The sequence below is a fragment of the Flavobacterium alkalisoli genome, assembly GCF_008000935.1.
Lineage (GTDB): Bacteria > Bacteroidota > Bacteroidia > Flavobacteriales > Flavobacteriaceae > Flavobacterium > Flavobacterium alkalisoli.
Map to the genome: position 1 here is coordinate 1,043,204 of NZ_CP042831.1, position 18,842 is coordinate 1,062,045.

The window sequence follows — 18,842 nt, forward strand, 5'->3', positions numbered from 1 at the left end:
ACCCAAAGGTACGAAATACCCTAAAAATTGTCGATAACGAATTGTTAAGTGTTAGGGGTATTTATTTCTTATAGAAAAGATTATGATCTATGTATTCCCAAACTTTTTGCGGAAGTAACGGCCTGATATCCTTACCGTCTTTTATACTGTTTCTTATAAAAGTGGAAGATATTTCTATAACAGGGGCATCTATCCTGTAAATTTTAGGGTTGTTGATGAGCTCTTCGTTAGCTATTTCGGTATTAATGCGGGGATATACATAGATATCGTGGTTTTGCAGAATTACCTCATAGTTTTTCCATTTGTGCAGGGAATTAAGGTTGTCTTCACCCATAATAAGTGAAAATTCATGGGTTGGGAACTTTTCCTGTAAATGAACTAAAGTATTGACCGTATAATTAGGCTGTGGCAGGCGGAACTCTATATCGGTAGGTTTTAGCCTGTCGAAACTTTCTGTAGCAAGAAAAGCCATTTCCAAACGGTGATGGTCTTCCAGTAATGTGCTTTTCTTTTTAAACGGATTGTGAGGCGTAACCACCAGCCATACCTGATCAAGATTGGTAAACTCGGCCATGTGGTTGGCGATTATCAAATGCCCTGTATGTATGGGATTAAAAGTCCCGAAGTACAATCCTACTTTCATCGATTTCTATATTTTCCAGCTTCTCTATAAACTCCTTTTCTCTTAATTTTTGTTTTTTGTATTCAATAGTAATATTGATATAAGCACCGTCATCCATGTGCTTGTATATCAGCAGAGCATTACCATAATAGTTTCTATATACATCAGTATAATATATAGCTGAATATGTTGTCCCTTTATGGTTAAATACAAGTCTTTTTTTATATAAACTAAATCGGCTACTTTCTTTATCGTATTTGTGCTCAATAAGGTTTCTTTCAATATAATCGTACGGACTCTTTGAAAAAAAACGCTTTTCTTTATAATCTCCTATCGAGAAAAGAAATAATAAGTATAAAGGAATAAATAACGCAATAGCAATGGACAAAACAGCTACAAATAATAATAGTTTCAGTCTCAGATTCCCCGTTAATAACATTATAATAAAAACAGGAATAAAAAAGCTAGAAAAAAATAGCGCAAAGGTGTTAGATAATGCTTTACGATTTCGTTTGATATGTTCTATCATCAGTTCTTACCTTACTTTATAAACTCCTTTACAAGGTTATAGGCATCCTGTTTTGCAGTATCAAGGTCATAGTTTTTTATAATGGTGTCAAACTGCGGAGCTGTAGCCAGTTCTACCGATGCCTTTGCGATACGCATGTTTATCTTGTCTTCACTCTCTGTAGAACGGTTTTTAAGACGTCTCTTCAGTTCATCAATACTTGGTGGTTTTACAAACACGGCAAGGGTTTCTTCAGGGAATTTCTTTTTAATGCGAAGGCCTCCGGCAACGTCAATATCAAAAATCACGTTTTTGCCCTGAGCCCAAATGCGCTCTACCTCGCTTTTAAGTGTGCCGTAAAAATTATCACGGTATACTTCTTCCCATTCTACAAAATCCTCCTGCTTAATGTGTTTTTTAAACTCCTCAAGCGATATAAAATAATAGTCTTTTCCGTTTGTCTCGCCATCCCTTGCACTTCTTGTAGCAGCCGAGATTGAAAATTCAAGGTTAAGCTCGGGCTGTGCCAAAAGGTGTTTTACAATTGTGGTCTTGCCTGATCCTGACGGAGCGGAAAATACTATCAGTTTGCCTTTATTCATTGTGTATGCTTACGGTATTACCGTTTATTATAAAATATTTAAAACCTGTTCTTTAATCTTTTCCAGCTCATCCTTCATTTGTACTACCAGCTTTTGCATTTGTGCATGGTTAGATTTAGAGCCCATGGTATTTATCTCACGGCCTATTTCCTGAGTAATGAAACCAAGTTTACGCCCGTTTGCCTCATTTCCGGCAAGGGTTTCCATGAAGTAGTTAAGGTGGTTTTCCAGCCTTACCTTTTCTTCGGTAATATCCATTTTTTCAAGATAATAGATAAGCTCCTGCTCAAAGCGGTTCTCATCTACATTTACCTCAAGTTCCTTAATGGCATTACGAAGCCTTGTTTTTACATTCTCTATGCGTTCACCGTCAAGTGCTACGGTTTCTTTCATCAGGTTAAGGATGTTAGACACCCTTACCAGGAATTCTTTTTCAAGCGCGATACCTTCCGATACCCTGAAACTTTGTATGTTTTCCAGAGCCTGGTCTATAACTCCCTGAATGCTTGCCCATTCGCTTTCATCAATTTCATCGCGTTCAGTTTTAAGCGCATCAGGCATACGAACAGCCATTTTAAGAAGTTCGGTTTCATCTCCGTTTACCACTTCTTTCATCTGGTTAATGTAAGACCTTACGATAGGGATATTTACCTTTGAGGAAGTCTCCTCGGCAGTAACCTCTACAAAAAGAGAAAAATCTACTTTTCCTCTTTCCAGTTTTTGGGCTATCTGGTTGCGGAGCTTTAATTCCATTTCCCTGTATACCGACGGCATTCTTACGCTAAGGTCTAAGCCTTTACTGTTTAGGGATTTTATTTCAACGGTAATTTTTTTTGTGGGTAGTTGTAAAGAAAACTTTCCAAAACCCGTCATAGATTGTATCATACAAAAAAATTTGTGGCACAAAGTTAATTAAAATTCACTAACGGTGAGGTAAGGGGTTAAATATCCCCTAGTCCGGCTTTAGTGAGTACCGGTTTTTTGGGTGGAGCGGTAACAAGATAAACACCTGTAAAGATTAGGATTGCCGAAAAAATCTTAACCGGATTGAGCGCATCTTTACCCAAACTTACGGCAAATATTGTTGCAAACAAGGGCTGAAGGTAAATAAAAACAGCAACCGTTGTAGGCTTAAGTTCTTTCATAGAAAGGAGGTTAAGCAGATAAGTAAGGAAAGTGGAGAAAATAACTACAAATCCAACTTTTATCATGATGCTTGTTGGCATAACTTCCCATTGTACTTCGCTTAGTTGCTGCCAGCCAAAAGGCAATACCATAATGAAACCGAAAAGGTATATCCATTTTACAAAAGCAAACGGACTGTATTTGTCCATCAGTTTTTTAACGACTATAAGATAGAGTCCGTATGAAACGGCATTTACAAATACCAGAAAATTTCCCCAAAGTTCGTTTTCTCCACCGCCAATGGATTTGCCATAAAGAATAAGCAATATGGTTCCTATAAGCCCAAGAACTATCCCGCCTACCTTTTTACCCACAATTTTCTCTTTCATTATAACAGCACTTAAAAGAAGCACTATCACAGGGGTGGTAACCATAAGTACCGATGCCATTATGGGAGATGTTTGGCTAAGTCCTTCAAAAAAAGTAAGCATATTAAAGGCTACACCAAAAAATGCCGCAGCTATAATGCGCGGAAAATCTTTTAATGCTATTTTTTGTTTGGTGGCAAAAAAAGCAATCAGCCAAAAAAGGATAACCGAGCCTCCCACACGCAATGCGATAAATCCAAAAGGTTTTACAAAGGCAGGCATTACATCTTTAGCAATAGTAAAAGTTACCCCATATATAACAGATACCATTGTGGCAGCTGTTAAGGCAAGAAGGCGTTTATTCATTACTTAGGTACTCAATGGCTGCAGCTACGTTTTTAGGGCTGTTGCCTACAAATATGTTGTTGTTTGCAATAATAACCGGACGGTTTAAAAAAGTATAATGTTCCAGTATGTAGTGCTTAAAGTCATTTTCGGTAAGATCCATATCCTTCATGCCACGCTCTTTATAAAGCTTTGCCCTTTTACTGAAAAGTTTTTCATAGCTCCCGGCAAGAGCATGCATTTCCTCAAGCTGCTTTACGGTAATAGGTTCTTCTTTAATGTCCTGTAAAACAAAACCATTTGTGTTAGGTAACGATTTGATTATCTTTTTACAGGTATCGCAGGTTTTAAGGTAGTATATCTTTTTCATATTATGTTTTTATACTTGTTTGCAAAAGTAAGCTGTTTTATAATTAAGGATATAGTACTTTTATAAAAAAATAAATTCTGATGGAAAGCAGAGTAGAGGTGATTGGTAAAAATATGAATATCTCTGATTTAAAAATAAGGGAACAGCAGTTAGTAGGAGCTTTGTGTATTATTTCCTTTTGTCAAAAATATGAGATATACCATGAAGATATTCGGGATTTCATAGATCATTTATTGAATATACTGATTACAGATAATTTGCCTGATTGGGAAAGCAAAGGGTTAAAGGTGAAAATTATAGGAAGGGGAGAGCCAGTGCCACAGTCCGTTGAAAATAGTATCCCTCTAAAACTTAGAGATGATTTTCAGAAACTTACAGATAATGCCTCTGAAATTGGTATTGCCGATATGTATGGTATAGATACTACTGCTCCTGTTTTGGCAACTCAGCAATGTGTGGCAATTTTAGCTAAACATAAGACAGAAGTTATATTGCCTCAGGAGTTTTTAAATGATACAGGTAAAGAAAGGTGGGGAGAAGTTTGGAATGCTGAAAAGTTTAATGATTTAAAGAGATATTTAGAAAGATATAAACAGGATAAACTTATATAAATTAATCAATGGAAACCACTTTTACAATAACCCGTACCAGCAGGGAGATATATGCAAAATGGCTGGAAAAATATTCGTTAGAGCAGCTAAATAAAATACCGCAGGGCTTTAGCAATAACCTGATATGGAATATAGGCCACATTGTGGTATCACAACAATTGTTAGTGTATGCAGGGTCTAACCAACCCATGATGGTAAGCGAGGAAATGCTCGCCAAATACAGGAGAGGCAGCAAGCCTGAAGGCGATGTAACACAGGAGGAAGTAAATGAAATAAAAAATCTTCTGTTTACTACGATAGAGAAAACAGAAGATGATTATAAAAAAGGTTTATTTACATCATATAACGAAAGGACTTCTGAGCTTGGATTTTTACTTTCCTCAACAGAAATGGCTATAGACTTCAATAATTACCATGAAGCCATCCATTTGGGTATAATGATGCAGATAAAGAAATTTATTTAAGCTTTAAAAATTCATCAACCTCGCTGTAGGGTAAAAAGAGTTCTTTTTGCCCTTCAGCATAAGATGATATTTCATACGAATTATAAAAAAGCAATAACCCGTTTTCCTTAAAGAAGATATTTTGGGGAAGCGCAAATTTGTCATCTTCAAATAAAAGCCCTGTAGCATTTATCGATTTGCCTGCCGGGATTTTAAATTTCTCCCTGAATTTCTTTTCGGCATATTGCCTAAAAGCGTTTACATCGGTAAAAATATCTTCATATTTAAGGCTTTTACCTGTTTTGGCATCAAAAATTAAAGACCTGTTGCCTTCATACCCGTGAGCACCACCTGTAAAAGTATAGTTGTTAAGCTTTATGTTTATAATACTGTCGGTCTTATAATCTACAGATCCGTTTATTTTAGCCTCAAAGCCCGTCATTACATCATCTGGGAACTCCTTTTTCAGTTCTTCATACGATCCCATAAAGGAAGCCATAAGGTCTTCATAGTTTGCCGCTTTATAAGGAGTTTCGCCAAAGTAAACTATTCCTCTTACAGTATTAAATACCTTATTGTTAATGCTGTCTGCTACTACAGGCACATTTTCTGCTTCAGGTACTTTAATAGAAACGCTTGGGCAATAATCATCACATGGCAGTGATGTTTTTTTATAGTAGGTTTTTGTAGTGAATGCCAGTACAGGGGTTTCCTCGTTTACCAGTTCTTCATTGTTGTTTTTCTTGTCCTTGCCACAGCTAAAAAGCATAAATGCGGCTAATAGTAAGGTTAAGTGTTTTGCCATGTTAATAATGTTATTGTTTTGCAAAAGGTTAGTATCCTTATACAGGGTCAACTAAATTACAGTAAATTTGCCTACTGTACGGATAAAGAATATTTAATTATATGAAATTTAACACAAAAACCATTCATGGCGGGCAACACCCTGATCCTTCTACAGGAGCAGTCATGCCACCGGTATATCAAACTTCTACTTTTGCACAAAAAAGCCCGGGAGTACATACAGGATATGAATACAGCCGAGCTGCCAACCCTACAAGAACAGCGCTTGAAGATGCTTTGGCGAGCATAGAGAACGGTGTGCGCGGACTTGCATTCTCATCTGGTCTTGCAGCAACCGACTGTGTAATGAAACTGCTTAAGCCTGGTGATCAGGTTATAGCTATGGACGACCTTTATGGTGGTACTTACAGGATGTTTACAAGAATTTATCAGGATTTCGGTATCAACTTCCATTTTGTGGACATGAACGATATTGATAAATTTAAGTCACTGATAAATGAAAAAACGAAGCTGGTTTGGGTAGAAACGCCAACTAACCCGCTTATGAAGCTTGCCGATATCGAAGCAATCGCTAAAATAACAAAAGAAAAAAACATTCTTTTTGCAGTAGATAACACTTTTGCAACACCATACCTGCAAAGGCCACTTGATATGGGTGCCGATATTGTTATGCATTCGGCTACAAAATATCTTGGAGGGCACAGTGATGTTATTGCCGGTGCGCTTATAACTAAAGATGAGGCATTAGGCGAAAAACTACACTTTTCTCAGTTTGCAACGGGAGGTACCTTAGGTCCTCAGGATTCTTATCTTGTATTGCGTGGTATTAAAACCCTGCATTTAAGAATGGAACGCCATTGTGAAAACGGAGAGAAAGTTGCTAATTTCCTTAGCAGCCATCCTAAAGTTAAAACAGTTTACTATCCGGGGCTTGAAAGTCATCCTTTCCATGAAATTGCCAAAAAGCAGATGCAGGGCGGTTTTGGAGGAATGGTATCATTCACTTTTGAATCGGGAAAAAAGGAAGACGCAATTAAATTCTTAGAGAGTGTTAGGGTATTTACACTTGCCGAATCGTTAGGGGGGGTAGAATCTCTTGCGAACCATCCGGCTTTAATGACACATGCATCGATTCCGGAAGACAAAAGAAAGGAAATAGGCATTACTGATGACCTTGTAAGGCTTAGTGTAGGGGTAGAGGATATAGAAGATTTACTGGAAGACATACGTCAGGCACTGGGTTAAGAGCTTCATTTTTAAATGTTTTTGACCTTTAAAACATAAAGTATTTGAAATCAAATCCCTAAGTGTTTTTTTAATAGAAAAATGTATATTTGCGCCGTTAACGAAAACGTTTTCTTAAATATTAAAAACTTATAATAATTATGAGTGGAAGCATAGAAACTTTTATAGATTCAGTTTCAAAAAGAAACCCAAATGAGCCGGAGTTCCTGCAGGCAGTAAGAGAAGTTGCCGAAACAGTTATTCCTTTTATTGAAAACAACCCTAAATACCAGGGCAAAATGCTTTTGGAAAGAATGGTTGAGGCAGAGAGAGTAGTAATGTTTCGTGTAAACTGGCTTGACGATAAAGGCCAGATTCAGGTAAACAGAGGATACAGGATACAAATGAATTCGGCGATTGGCCCTTACAAAGGAGGTCTTCGTTTCCACCCATCTGTAAACCTTAGTATTTTAAAATTCCTGGCGTTTGAACAAACATTTAAAAACAGCTTAACCACGTTGCCTATGGGCGGTGGTAAAGGAGGTTCTGATTTTGATCCTAAAGGAAAATCAGATAACGAAATAATGAAATTCTGCCAGAGCTTCATGACTGAACTTGCAAAACACATAGGTCCTGACACAGACGTTCCTGCCGGTGATATAGGTGTGGGCGGACGTGAAGTAGGTTACCTGTTTGGCCAATACAAAAGATTAAGAAATGAATTTACAGGAGTACTTACCGGTAAAGGTATCACTTTTGGAGGTTCATTAATCCGTCCGGAAGCTACAGGTTACGGATGTGTATATTTTGCACAGAGTATGCTAGCTACAAGAGACGAAAGCTTTATTGGTAAAACGGTAGTTATTTCAGGCTCTGGTAACGTGGCGCAGTATGCTGCCGAAAAAGCAATGCAGCTTGGCGGTAAAGTAGTTACTTTCTCAGATTCTTCAGGATATATTTATGATGCTGAAGGATTTAACGAAGAAAAGCTTGCTCACGTAATGGAAATTAAGAATGTTAATTACGGAAGGATAAGCGAGTATCTTAATAAATATCCTGAGGCTAAATTTGTTGCTAACGGTAAACCGTGGGAAGTTAAGTGTGATGTTGCATTACCATGTGCTACACAAAATGAACTTAACGGTGAAGAGGCAAAAATACTTGTAGACAATGGTTGTCATTGTGTGGCAGAAGGAGCTAACATGCCTTCTACACCAGAAGCTGTTGAGGTTTTCCACAAGGCAAAAATTTTATTTGCCCCAGGTAAAGCGTCAAATGCCGGCGGTGTTGCTACTTCAGGACTTGAAATGTCTCAAAACTCACTTCGTTTAAGTTGGACAAGAGAAGAAGTTGATGAAAGACTTAAAGGTATTATGGCTAACATCCACGCTTCATGCCTTGCTTATGGTACAGAAGAGAATGGTTTTATTGACTATGTAAAAGGAGCTAACATTGCAGGCTTTGTAAAAGTTGCTGATGCTATGCTGGCACAAGGAGTAGTTTAATAATTACCTAAACCAAATATTTAAGAGCCCTTCAAAGTTAAATGAAGGGCTTTTTTTATAAAGAGTATACAAAAAAAGGGATAAAAGCGTTTTACCTATATTTGCTGTAAATTATCATTAATGAAAAGGGTTTTTGCCATACTGCTGTTTTTAACTTGTACAGTGGCTTTTTCTCAGGCTAATCAGCTGTGGAAGAGTTATTTTTCCTACAATCGTATCGTTGATATTACCAATAGCCCAAGCAGGGTGTTTGCAGCAGGCGAATATGCTGTTTTTTCTAAAAATGTGCTTACTAATGAGCTAAGCACATTAACATCTGTAGACGGACTTAAATCGGAGTCGATTACGGCAATATATCACAGTAACACTTACGGCAAAACACTTGTAGGTAACTCAAACGGCTTACTTATAGTTGTTAATCAGGATAATTCCATACTTAATGTTATAGATATAGTTGAGGAAACAACTGTAGCGCAAAACAAGAAGAAAATAAACGGTATTTATGAATATGAAGGAAAGGCCTACATATCCTGTGACTTTGGTATATCGGTATTTAATCTTCAAACCCTTGAATTTGGAGATACTTTTTATTTAGGACCTAATGGTGCTGAAATACCTGTACAGCAATGTGCGGTTTACAATGGTTATATTTATGCCTCTACGGCTCAAAATGGGATAAGAAGGGCAGTTTATACTAATCCTAACCTTAACGATTTTAATCAGTGGAGTGAGTTCACTCCGGGGCAGTTTACCGGAATAGCATCTTTTGCGGGTAATTTGTTCGTTTCAGATAACTCAGGGGCTGTTTACAGACTTTTAAACGATTCTTTTTCTTTTTTTGCCCAGCTTCCTGGTTCAGTAAACGGGTTAAGGTCTTCGGGCGGATACCTGATAGCGATGGGGGGTAATACGATAAATGTATACAATGAGCAACTTATGCACATGTATACTATTAATTACATTCCCGGAGAATCGCTTAATTTTACCTGTGCTACTATTTTAAACGAAAAGATTTATATAGGTACTTATGAAAAAGGCGTGTTTACAAGCTTTTTGAATAATCTTACTTATTATGAAAACATAACCCCCGACGGACCTTTACAAAACAGCATTTTCTCATTAAAAATAGCGTCCGGAAACCTATGGTCTGTATATGGAGAGTATGATTTTTATTATACTCCGGATTATTTGATAAAAGGAATAAGTAAACTCACCGAAAATGGTTGGTTTCATATACCTGCTTCAGATGTTTTAGGGGCAAAGTCGCTATCTGCCATTGCGGTTAATCCTGCAAATCAAAATCAGGTTTATATAGCTTCACACGAATCGGGTCTTTTACGGGTGACTGATAATGTTCCGGATATTTTGTATGATAATACTAATACAGGTCAAAATGGTTTACAGGCAATAGGCAATAATTCTATTAGGATAAACGGACCTGCTTTTGATAAGAACGGAAACGTGTGGGTTACCAATGCGTTAGTTGAAAAACCATTGAAAAAAATGAGTTCTAACGGGCAGTGGACTTCCTATAGCTTTGCTGATGTAACTTCAAGTCCCACATCTGACGCGTACGGAAGGATGGTTATAGATAAGAACGGTACAAAATGGGTTCCTACAGTGAATAACGGAATTGTAGCTTTTAACGAAACCCTTGGTAACAAGTTTATTGTAATAGATGAGAATACTGGTAATTTGCCTACTACTTATGTAAAATGTCTGACTATTGACAATCGTAACCAATTATGGATAGGAACTGTAAGAGGGTTAAGGGTGCTTTCAAGTGTGGAACGTTTTGTAAGTGAAAACCAGTTAACCACAAATGCAATTATAATAATTGAGGACGATCTTGCTCAGGAATTAATGTATGAGCAGGTTATTAATGAAATTGAAGTAGACGGTTCTAATAATAAATGGATAGCCACGGCAGGTGCAGGAGCATTTTTGGTATCGCCAAACGGACAGGAAACCCTTGCGCATTTTACGAAAGATAATTCGCCTTTACCGAGTAATTCAATTTACGATATAGAAATTAATGGTGTTACCGGAGAAGTTTTCTTTGCTACTGATAAAGGAATGGTATCTTATTTAGGTACGTCTACAGCTGCAGAGGATAATCTTAATAATGTTTATGTATTTCCTAATCCTGTACGCCCGGGATTTGAGGGAGAAGTGAATATTAGCGGATTAATGAATAAGGTAAACCTTAAAATTACCGATATAGAAGGCAACCTTGTGTATGAAACTACTTCGCAGGGAGGTACAGTAACCTGGGATACTACTGCTTTTGGTAAATACAGGGTAGCATCTGGTGTTTACATGATATTTATATCATCTGAAGACGGTACCCAGACCAAGGTAAAAAAGGTAATGATTATAAGAGGGGAGTAACGTGCTGGTAAAAACAAAAGCCATAGTGATAAGTTCACTTCGCTATCAGGAAAAAAGCCTGATCGTAAAGTGTTTTACCGAAAGTGACGGGCTAAAATCCTATTTTATAAGAGATGCTTTCTCTACCCGGAAGAACAGCCAGAAAATAGCTTTTTTTCAGCCGCTTAATATACTGGAAATAGAGGCTGCCCATAAAAATAAAGGCAGCCTGGAATATTTTAAGGAAGTTAAGATGGCACATCCGTATTATACCGTCAATACCGATATTACAAAAACTACCATTGCCATCTTTCTTTCAGAGATACTGCACCACTGTATACGTGAGGAGGAAAAGAACGAAAGTCTCTACCATTTTCTTGAAACAGCCCTTTTATGGTTTGACAACCATGATGAGGTTGCCAATTTCCATTTGATACTTATGATGGAAATAACAAAATTCCTTGGTTTTTTCCCGGAACGTCCTCAAAATGAAAACGACTTCTTTGAAATGACTGAAGGGGTTTTTACCCCATATCAGTCAATAAGCTGTCTCTCCGTAGAGGAAACAAATCTTTTTAAAAGGCTTATGCAGTTAAAACTGGATAACAGTATAAAAAGCTTTCATGTAAGCGAACGCCAGGCATTGCTCAAAATACTTTTGGATTACTATGCTTTCCATCTGGATGGTTTTAAAAGGCCAAAATCGCTTGATGTGCTGAAAGAAATATTCAGTTAGTCACAATTCCCTTCGGTATCACAGCTTTGTCCTTTAATAGTCTCAAAATTGTTTTTAGGCTGTGTTGCCTGCCATTCTTCAAAAGCTTTATCCAGCGTTTCGGCAAATGCCCTGCTTTCCTGAGCTCCTGAAACGGCATATTTGCGGTTAAATACAAAAAAAGGTACTCCGCGTATGCCTAACTGCTGTGCTTCGTTTATATCGGCAATAACATCGTTAGCAAACTCACCGTTATTCATTGCTTCAGCCAGTTTATTTGCATCTAAGCCAAGTTCTATGGCAAGAAGCATAAGTATTTGTGCATCATCAATATTCTTTCCTTCAGTAAAATAAGCCCTGAAGAGTTTTTCTTCCGCCTCATTTTGTTTTCCGTATTTTTTGGCAAAATGTAAAAAACGGTGGGCGTTAAAACTGTTAGCCGGTATGGCACGGTCAAAATCATAAATTAATCCTGCCTGGGCAGCCATATTGGTTACATAATTGTTCATGCCTTTAGCTTCTTCTAAGCTAATGTTTTTATGTTCGGCTAAAAATTGATGTATGTTTTTGGTCGGGTCTGTTTTAAGTTCCGGCGAAAGCAAAAAGCTTTTCCATTCTATCTCTACGTCATTACTGCCTTCAAAACCGGCAAGTGCCTCTTCAAATCTTCTTTTGCCTATGTAGCAAAAGGGACACATAATGTCACTCCATATTTCTATTTTCATCACTCTAATATTATATCGGGTTTAATCACAAAAACTATACCCGTTAGGCTTTTTACATTCCTTATTTGTTGAAATTATGATATGTGACTGTTCTTTTTTGCTATTTAAGGTGTTATTCATAAAATCTACCACTGTTTGAGGGTCTTTACTAAACAATTCGTCGCTGTATTCGTGTCCGCCATTGCAGTAGGTAACCAGTTTTGTGTTGCCGTCAAGGTCAAGAATATGATTGTAAATGGAGTAGGAGCCAAAAAGCATAAGCCAGCCGGATACGTTAGTAGGGCAGTAGTGGTGTGCAGCAGTACCATAAGGAACCGTTGGGTCGCAACTACCGTGGAAAAGAAGCATAGGTATTACACTTTTTTTTGTAATAAGGTTAAGGTCCATAATAGCACCTGCACCGGATATTACTCCGGCATACTTAAAGCTGGCAGGGAGTTTATCAGGATAGATATTCATGAGGTCCCTGTTCCAGTAAGTGGCATGCAAAACAGTTTCGGCTCCTGCACTGCTTCCTGAAATGAATATTTTAGAAGTATCTATATTATATTTTTCACTGTTTTTAATAAAGAAAAGGGTAGCCTGCCAAAGTTGGTTTGCAGCAATTTGAAAAGCCTTTACTTTTTCGGATAAAATGCCGTCGCAACTAAATTTTTTATCTTTCATGTAGAGTGTGTAGCTTATAGATGCTGCCACATAACCCTGAGATGCTGCATGTTTAGCAATGTGGTGCCCCCATTCTCGGGTTCCTACTGCAAAACCGCCGCCATGTACATGTATGAGTAAAGGGCTTTTTTCTTTTCCCTGTTTTTTAGGGATAAAGAGATCCAGTTCCAGTTTGGTTGAATCGTTTACGAAATAGGTTAGGGTCTTAAACTCCTGAGCTTTGGCTGTAATGGAAAACAGTAAGACAAACAGCAGTAATAGGTGCTTTTTCATGATTTAGATACGGTTTGGTACAAACTTACATAAATATGAAGGGAATGTAAGTTTTACTTTCCGAAACGTTTTTTAGCAGACATTAAAAGATTAAGACCCCGACTGGTGATATACAAATGCTGTTATCCCGCAAAAAAAGATAAGAAGTGCTGCTGTTTTAGGTAGAATTTTATTTTTCATAAGAGTAAAGTGTGTATCGTAAATATAAATATTTTAATGATAACGTTTGAGTTACCTATATTATGATACAGATGCCCGCCTCTCAAAAAAAAATCATTACATTCGCAGATTGATTTTTTAGAATGCTATTGTAATGAGTAATAAATTTGCTGAATATAAGGGTCTTGACCTGCCAACAGTTGCTAGTGAGGTCCTTGATTTCTGGAAGAAGGAAAATATTTTTGATAAGAGTGTAACTACCCGTGAGGGTAATCCTCAGTATGTGTTTTTTGAAGGCCCGCCTTCGGCAAACGGATTGCCGGGTATTCACCACGTTATGGCACGTGCCATTAAAGATATTTTTTGCCGTTACCAAACCCAAAAAGGTTTCCAGGTTAAGCGTAAGGCCGGGTGGGATACTCACGGACTTCCGGTTGAGCTTGGCACCGAAAAGGAACTTGGCATTACTAAAGAAGATATTGGTACTAAAATTACAGTAGAAGAATATAACGAAGCCTGTAAGCGTACCGTTATGCGTTATACCGACGTATGGAATGACCTTACCGAGAAAATGGGTTATTGGGTGGATATGGAAGATCCGTATGTTACCTATAAGTCAAAATACATGGAATCGGTATGGTGGTTGCTGAAACAGATTTATGATAAAGGCCTTTTATATAAAGGATATACTATACAGCCCTACTCGCCAAAAGCGGGTACAGGTTTAAGTTCGCACGAGGTTAACCAGCCGGGTGCTTACCGCGATGTTACCGATACTACTATCGTTGCTCAGTTTAAAACTATAGCCGATACCCTTCCTGATTTCCTTAGAGGTTTTGGTGATGTAGATATCATGGCCTGGACCACTACACCGTGGACCCTGCCAAGTAACACGGCTCTTACTGTAGGACCTAATATTGATTATGTATTGGTTAAAACCTTTAATCAATATACTTTCCAGCCTATAAATGTAGTGTTGGCTAAAAACCTTATAGGTAAGCAGTTTGGTAAAAACTACTTTGAAAGTGAAGATGCTGCCGACTTTGAAAACTTTAAGGAAGGCGATAAAAAAATACCATATAAAATACTTGCTGAAGCAAAAGGTAAAGACCTTGTAGGCATACGCTATGAGCAATTACTTCCTTTAGCATTACCATATCAAAATCCTGAAAATGCATTCCGTGTAATTTCGGGAGACTTTGTTACTACCGAAGACGGTACAGGTATAGTTCACACAGCTCCTACTTTTGGTGCTGATGATGCCAAGGTGGCAAAAGAGGCTAAGCCGGAAGTACCGCCTATGCTTGTTCTTGATGCAAACGGAAACCCGGTGCCATTGGTAGACCTTCAGGGAAGGTTCATTCAGGGGCTTGGAGACCTTTCTGGCAAATATGTTAAGAATGAGTATTATGATAAAGGGGAAGCACCTGAAAAATCAGTTGATGTAGAGATTGCTATCCGTCTGAAAGAAGAAAACAAAGCCTTTAAGGTAGAGAAATATGTTCACAGTTATCCGCACAGTTGGAGGACTGATGAGCCATTACTATACTATCCGTTAGACAGCTGGTTTATCCGTGTTACTGACGTTAAGGAAAGAATGTTTGAACTTAACGAGACCATTAACTGGAAGCCTAAGGCAACAGGTGAAGGACGTTTTGGTAACTGGCTTAAAAATGCTAACGACTGGAACCTTTCACGTTCGCGGTATTGGGGTATCCCGCTTCCTATATGGAGAACTGAGGATAAGACCGAAGAAATGATAATAGGTTCGGCAGAAGAACTTTATAATGAAATAGAAAAAGCTATCGCTGCCGGTGTTATGAACGAAAATCCGTTTAAAGGATTTGAACCGGGCAACATGAGCGAAGCAAATTATGACCTTGTTGACCTGCACAAAAATGTAGTGGATAAAATTACACTGGTATCACCAGGCGGTAAGCCAATGAATCGAGAAAGCGACCTTATTGACGTTTGGTTTGACAGTGGTGCCATGCCTTATGCGCAGTGGCACTATCCTTTTGAAAATAAGGAACTGATAGATAACCACGGTGCTTATCCTGCCGATTTTATTGCGGAAGGGGTTGACCAGACAAGAGGATGGTTCTATACACTGCATGCTATAGGTACATTGGTGTTCGATCAGGTTGCTTATAAGAACGTTGTAAGTAACGGGCTTGTACTGGATAAAAACGGGCAGAAAATGTCTAAGCGTTTAGGTAATGCTGTAGATCCGTTCGAAACCCTTGCAGAATATGGTCCTGACGCTACACGCTGGTACATGATAAGTAATGCTAACCCTTGGGATAACCTTAAGTTTGATATTGAAGGTGTGGCCGAAGTAAGACGTAAATTCTTTGGTACGCTGTATAATACATATTCTTTCTTTGCGTTATATGCCAATATTGATAATTTCAGTTTTGCTGAGCCGGAAGTTCCGTTGAATGAAAGGCCGGAAATTGACCGTTGGATATTATCAGAGCTTAATACGCTTATTAAGGATGTAGACAGTTTCTATGCCGATTATGAGCCTACAAAAGCAACCAGGGCGATATCTGACTTTGTTCAGGAAAACCTTAGTAACTGGTATGTAAGATTATGTAGAAGACGTTTCTGGAAAGGTGAATATGCTCAGGATAAAATTGCGGCTTACCAAACACTATATACGTGTCTTGTAACCGTTGCTAAATTAAGTGCGCCTGTAGCACCATTCTTTATGGACAGACTTTATAAAGATTTAACAAAGGCTTCACAAAAAGAGACGTTTGAAAGCGTACATTTGGCCGATTTTCCTCAGTATGCTGATAACTTTGTTGATAAATCGTTAGAAAGCAGAATGGAAAAAGCGCAGACAATTTCCTCTTTAGTACTTTCATTAAGGAAAAAAGAGATGATTAAAGTGCGCCAACCGCTGCAAAAGGTAATGATACCGGTACTTGACGCTAAACAGAAGAGCGAAATAGAGGCCGTTTCAGAGCTTATAAAAGCAGAGGTGAATGTAAAGGAAATAGAACTTATGGACGATGCTTCGGGTGTTTTAGTGAAGCAGGTTAAGCCTAATTTTAAAGTTCTTGGACCAAGGTTTGGCAAAGATATGGGTCTGATTTCCAAAGAGATACAAAATTTCTCACAGGAGCAGATTAATGAAATAGAGAGGAACGGAAGCCTGGATGTTGTTATTTCGGGAAAAAGTATTACTTTAACAAACGAAGATGTTGAGATTTCTTCGCAGGATATCGAGGGTTGGTTAGTGGCAAATTCTAATGGTATTACAGTAGCGTTAGATATTACCATAACTGATGATTTAAGGAAAGAAGGTATAGCCCGCGAGCTGGTAAACAGAATTCAGAATATCAGAAAAGATTCAGGATTTGAAGTTACCGACAGGATAAAAGTTTATTTAAAGGACAACGATACGCTGGAGCAGGCTGTAAAAAGCAACGAAAGCTACATCAAGTCGGAGACCCTTACAGATGAGCTTATATTTAACGAAGAAGTTGAAAATGGTACAGAAATTGAATTCGATGATATAAAAACACTAGTATTAATTTCAAAATAATTGAAATATGGTAGATGAGCAGCAAATAAGATATTCGGATGCGGACTTAGCAGAGTTTAAGGAGCTTATTACTAAGAAGATAGAAAAAGCAAAAGCTGACCTTGACTTAATTAAAAGTGCCTATATGAATGATTTAAATAACGGTACTGATGATACATCACCTACTTTTAAAGCATTTGAAGAGGGCAGCGAGACTATGTCTAAAGAAGCCAACTCACAGCTTGCTATTCGTCAGGAGAAGTTTATTCGTGACCTGAAAAATGCCCTGATAAGGATTGAAAATAAAACCTATGGCATTTGTAAGGTAACTGGTAAACTGATAGGCAAAGAAAGGCTTAAGCTTGTACCGCATGCTACCATGAGTATCGAAGCAAAAAACATGCAAAGATAAATTTTGATAAAAGGGCTGCTAATAGCAGCCCTTTCTTTTTTATAGGAAGTGTTTAAAACGTACTTTCTGAGGGCAGGTTTGCTTAAATTCTTTATGGCATTGTGTTAATAGGTAATATTTTATATATTGTATTTGTTAAAAAAACTAACTAAACACCTTGCTTTATGAAGAAAATTTTATTTTTCCTCTTATTATTTCCTTTAACTGTATCTGCAAAATTTTATGATGGCACCATTACTTTAAGCAATGGTTCGGTAAAGATGGGGATGGTCGAGATTCCTAAACATTCTAAATCAAAAAATATTCGTTTTAAATCAAACGAAAAGGCAAAGGCGGTTAACGTTGAGATAAAGGGTATTAACGGGTTTACAATATTTGACGATGGTAAGACCTATAATTATATGACTCTGAAGCTTGCAAACATTAAGACCTTTAAAAAAGAGTTTAATATTGATGATGAGGTAGCCTGGGTAAGGGTGGAGTCAGAAGGTACGATAAGTATCGTTGTAGCTTATACTAAATCCTTAGATGGTTATGTAGGACCGGTTTATTATTTGCATAAAAAAGGAGAAGATCACTGTAAATACTTAACTGTTTTTTATGCCGATAATATGTTTCATATAAATGAATTTGCCAACATAAAATATATGTGTAAAATAATTTTTAAGGATAGCTGTCCTGAACTTGTTGAGAACCTTAGTAAAGATGCGTTTAAAGAGAAAGGTCTTGTTCTTTTAAACGATTTGTATAATGAATATTGCGGAGAATAGCCTTTTAATATAAATTTTAATTATTGTTTAATAATTTCATTTATTTTTGCGGGTAAATTTAAAAATAGAATGTCTTTAAAAAGAGCTTACCTTATTGTTATCCTTATACTGATTATAGATCAGGTGTCTAAAATATATGTAAAAACTCATTTTAGGCTGGACGAGGCTGTAAGGGTATTTGGTTGGGATTGGTTTAGGATACACTTTATTGAAAATGAAGGTATGGCCTGGGGAGCTGTTATTCCGGGTACTTATGGTAAGCTTATACTAACCCTATTCAGGATAGTGGCCGTAGGCGGTATAGGTTACTGGCTGTATGATTCTGTAAAGAAAAGATATTCCAATTACCTTATAGTTGCCATATCCCTTATTTTGGCGGGAGCTTTCGGTAACATTGTTGATTCTGTTTTTTACGGACTTATTTTTGATTACAGCAGCGAAAGCCACGTAGCTACTCTTTTTTCCGGTAATCCCTACGGAACAGTATTTCACGGCAAGGTTGTAGATATGTTCTACTTCCCGATATGGAAAGGGCAGTTGCCTTCATGGCTGCCGTTTTGGGGAGGCCAGGATTTTCTTTTCTTTAATGCTATTTTTAATGTGGCCGATGCGGCTATCTCAGTAGGAGTGGCAGTGCTTATCCTATTCAACAAAAGAGCATTTGCAAAGCCTGCAGGCGTTACCGAATAA

19 protein-coding genes are annotated in these 18,842 nt (G+C 37.7%); 10 read left to right on the plus strand and 9 right to left on the minus strand.

Features of this window, described 5'->3' with window-relative positions:
* Positions 1-61: 61 nt before the first annotated feature.
* From nadD to FUA48_RS04575, 6 genes are read right to left on the minus strand one after another with little or no spacing between them, the layout of a single operon-like run.
* A complete protein-coding gene (gene nadD / locus FUA48_RS04550; RefSeq protein ID WP_147582445.1) occupies positions 62-643 on the minus strand; it encodes a nicotinate (nicotinamide) nucleotide adenylyltransferase in 582 nt (193 codons plus the stop codon).
* Positions 612-1,151: a hypothetical protein gene (locus tag FUA48_RS04555; RefSeq protein ID WP_147582446.1), complete on the minus strand. Its 540-nt coding sequence runs from the start codon at positions 1,149-1,151 to the stop codon at positions 612-614. The genes nadD and FUA48_RS04555 overlap by 32 nt, the downstream gene beginning before the upstream one ends.
* 11 nt (positions 1,152-1,162) lie before the next feature.
* Complete coding sequence (gmk, locus tag FUA48_RS04560) at positions 1,163-1,732, minus strand: guanylate kinase (protein ID WP_147582447.1); 570 nt, start codon at positions 1,730-1,732, stop codon at positions 1,163-1,165.
* 27 nt (positions 1,733-1,759) lie between these two features.
* The gene (locus FUA48_RS04565) at positions 1,760-2,617 is read right to left on the minus strand and encodes a YicC/YloC family endoribonuclease (protein WP_147582448.1); all 858 of its coding nucleotides are present in this window, start codon (positions 2,615-2,617) and stop codon (positions 1,760-1,762) included.
* A gap of 56 nt (positions 2,618-2,673) precedes the next feature.
* Positions 2,674-3,591, minus strand: a complete 918-nt coding sequence (locus FUA48_RS04570) for a DMT family transporter (protein WP_147582449.1) — start codon at positions 3,589-3,591, stop codon at positions 2,674-2,676.
* Positions 3,584-3,940, minus strand: coding sequence for an arsenate reductase family protein (locus FUA48_RS04575; protein ID WP_147582450.1), 357 nt, complete (start codon positions 3,938-3,940; stop codon positions 3,584-3,586). Before FUA48_RS04575 ends, FUA48_RS04570 begins: the two co-directional genes overlap by 8 nt.
* A gap of 80 nt (positions 3,941-4,020) precedes the next feature.
* Between FUA48_RS04575 and FUA48_RS04580 the strand changes: the two genes are divergently transcribed.
* Positions 4,021-4,551 (plus strand): hypothetical protein, encoded by a 531-nt coding sequence (locus FUA48_RS04580; RefSeq protein ID WP_147582451.1) that lies wholly within the window; start codon positions 4,021-4,023, stop codon positions 4,549-4,551.
* An 8-nt stretch (positions 4,552-4,559) separates the two neighbouring features.
* On the plus strand, positions 4,560-5,015 hold the full coding sequence (locus tag FUA48_RS04585) for a DinB family protein (protein ID WP_147582452.1): 456 nt from the start codon (positions 4,560-4,562) through the stop codon (positions 5,013-5,015).
* Here FUA48_RS04585 and FUA48_RS04590 read toward each other — a convergent pair.
* Positions 5,008-5,799, minus strand: a complete 792-nt coding sequence (locus FUA48_RS04590) for a DUF3298 and DUF4163 domain-containing protein (RefSeq protein ID WP_147582453.1) — start codon at positions 5,797-5,799, stop codon at positions 5,008-5,010. The two genes, FUA48_RS04585 and FUA48_RS04590, sit on opposite strands and share 8 nt — an antisense overlap.
* A 101-nt stretch (positions 5,800-5,900) precedes the next feature.
* Between FUA48_RS04590 and FUA48_RS04595 the strand changes: the two genes are divergently transcribed.
* The 4 genes from FUA48_RS04595 to recO all read left to right on the plus strand — a co-directional run bounded on the left by FUA48_RS04595 (position 5,901) and on the right by recO (position 11,633).
* Complete coding sequence (locus tag FUA48_RS04595) at positions 5,901-7,043, plus strand: cystathionine gamma-synthase (protein WP_147582454.1); 1,143 nt, start codon at positions 5,901-5,903, stop codon at positions 7,041-7,043.
* 140 nt (positions 7,044-7,183) lie between these two features.
* Positions 7,184-8,527 carry an NADP-specific glutamate dehydrogenase gene (gene gdhA, locus FUA48_RS04600; RefSeq protein WP_147582455.1) on the plus strand — a complete coding sequence of 448 codons (1,344 nt, stop codon included), beginning with the start codon at positions 7,184-7,186 and terminating at the stop codon, positions 8,525-8,527.
* Positions 8,528-8,647: 120 nt separating this feature from the next.
* A complete protein-coding gene (gene porZ, locus FUA48_RS04605) occupies positions 8,648-10,918 on the plus strand; it encodes a type IX secretion system anionic LPS delivery protein PorZ (RefSeq protein ID WP_147582456.1) in 2,271 nt (756 codons plus the stop codon).
* A 1-nt stretch (position 10,919) separates the two neighbouring features.
* Positions 10,920-11,633, plus strand: coding sequence for a DNA repair protein RecO (gene recO / locus FUA48_RS04610; protein ID WP_147582457.1), 714 nt, complete (start codon positions 10,920-10,922; stop codon positions 11,631-11,633).
* Here the strand turns inward: recO and FUA48_RS04615 are convergent.
* A complete protein-coding gene (locus FUA48_RS04615) occupies positions 11,630-12,337 on the minus strand; it encodes a DsbA family oxidoreductase (protein ID WP_147582458.1) in 708 nt (235 codons plus the stop codon). The two genes, recO and FUA48_RS04615, sit on opposite strands and share 4 nt — an antisense overlap.
* Before the next feature lie 21 nt (positions 12,338-12,358).
* A complete protein-coding gene (locus tag FUA48_RS04620) occupies positions 12,359-13,276 on the minus strand; it encodes an alpha/beta hydrolase (protein ID WP_147582459.1) in 918 nt (305 codons plus the stop codon).
* 313 nt (positions 13,277-13,589) lie between these two features.
* Here FUA48_RS04620 and ileS point away from each other — a divergent pair, with 313 nt between their 5' ends.
* The 4 genes from ileS to FUA48_RS04640 all read left to right on the plus strand — a co-directional run bounded on the left by ileS (position 13,590) and on the right by FUA48_RS04640 (position 18,842).
* A complete protein-coding gene (gene ileS, locus FUA48_RS04625) occupies positions 13,590-16,991 on the plus strand; it encodes an isoleucine--tRNA ligase (protein WP_147582460.1) in 3,402 nt (1,133 codons plus the stop codon).
* Positions 16,992-16,998: 7 nt separating this feature from the next.
* Positions 16,999-17,382: a TraR/DksA family transcriptional regulator gene (locus FUA48_RS04630; RefSeq protein ID WP_035133186.1), complete on the plus strand. Its 384-nt coding sequence runs from the start codon at positions 16,999-17,001 to the stop codon at positions 17,380-17,382.
* 164 nt (positions 17,383-17,546) lie between these two features.
* The gene (locus FUA48_RS04635; RefSeq protein ID WP_147582461.1) at positions 17,547-18,152 is read left to right on the plus strand and encodes a hypothetical protein; all 606 of its coding nucleotides are present in this window, start codon (positions 17,547-17,549) and stop codon (positions 18,150-18,152) included.
* Positions 18,153-18,221: 69 nt separating this feature from the next.
* On the plus strand, positions 18,222-18,842 hold the full coding sequence (locus tag FUA48_RS04640; RefSeq protein ID WP_147582462.1) for a lipoprotein signal peptidase: 621 nt from the start codon (positions 18,222-18,224) through the stop codon (positions 18,840-18,842).

Coding starts and splice junctions, on each gene's coding strand:
- FUA48_RS04620 (WP_147582459.1), bottom strand. CDS start 13,276: ATGAAAAAGCACCTATTACTGCTGTTTGTCTTACTGTTTTCCATTACA.
- FUA48_RS04590 (WP_147582453.1), bottom strand. CDS start 5,799: ATGGCAAAACACTTAACCTTACTATTAGCCGCATTTATGCTTTTTAGC.
- FUA48_RS04555 (WP_147582446.1), bottom strand. CDS start 1,151: ATGATAGAACATATCAAACGAAATCGTAAAGCATTATCTAACACCTTT.
- FUA48_RS04640 (WP_147582462.1), top strand. CDS start 18,222: ATGTCTTTAAAAAGAGCTTACCTTATTGTTATCCTTATACTGATTATA.
- ileS (WP_147582460.1), top strand. CDS start 13,590: ATGAGTAATAAATTTGCTGAATATAAGGGTCTTGACCTGCCAACAGTT.
- FUA48_RS04565 (WP_147582448.1), bottom strand. CDS start 2,617: ATGATACAATCTATGACGGGTTTTGGAAAGTTTTCTTTACAACTACCC.
- FUA48_RS04575 (WP_147582450.1), bottom strand. CDS start 3,940: ATGAAAAAGATATACTACCTTAAAACCTGCGATACCTGTAAAAAGATA.
- FUA48_RS04570 (WP_147582449.1), bottom strand. CDS start 3,591: ATGAATAAACGCCTTCTTGCCTTAACAGCTGCCACAATGGTATCTGTT.
- FUA48_RS04585 (WP_147582452.1), top strand. CDS start 4,560: ATGGAAACCACTTTTACAATAACCCGTACCAGCAGGGAGATATATGCA.
- FUA48_RS04615 (WP_147582458.1), bottom strand. CDS start 12,337: ATGAAAATAGAAATATGGAGTGACATTATGTGTCCCTTTTGCTACATA.
- FUA48_RS04595 (WP_147582454.1), top strand. CDS start 5,901: ATGAAATTTAACACAAAAACCATTCATGGCGGGCAACACCCTGATCCT.
- porZ (WP_147582456.1), top strand. CDS start 8,648: ATGAAAAGGGTTTTTGCCATACTGCTGTTTTTAACTTGTACAGTGGCT.
- FUA48_RS04630 (WP_035133186.1), top strand. CDS start 16,999: ATGGTAGATGAGCAGCAAATAAGATATTCGGATGCGGACTTAGCAGAG.
- gdhA (WP_147582455.1), top strand. CDS start 7,184: ATGAGTGGAAGCATAGAAACTTTTATAGATTCAGTTTCAAAAAGAAAC.
- FUA48_RS04580 (WP_147582451.1), top strand. CDS start 4,021: ATGGAAAGCAGAGTAGAGGTGATTGGTAAAAATATGAATATCTCTGAT.
- FUA48_RS04635 (WP_147582461.1), top strand. CDS start 17,547: ATGAAGAAAATTTTATTTTTCCTCTTATTATTTCCTTTAACTGTATCT.
- gmk (WP_147582447.1), bottom strand. CDS start 1,732: ATGAATAAAGGCAAACTGATAGTATTTTCCGCTCCGTCAGGATCAGGC.
- nadD (WP_147582445.1), bottom strand. CDS start 643: ATGAAAGTAGGATTGTACTTCGGGACTTTTAATCCCATACATACAGGG.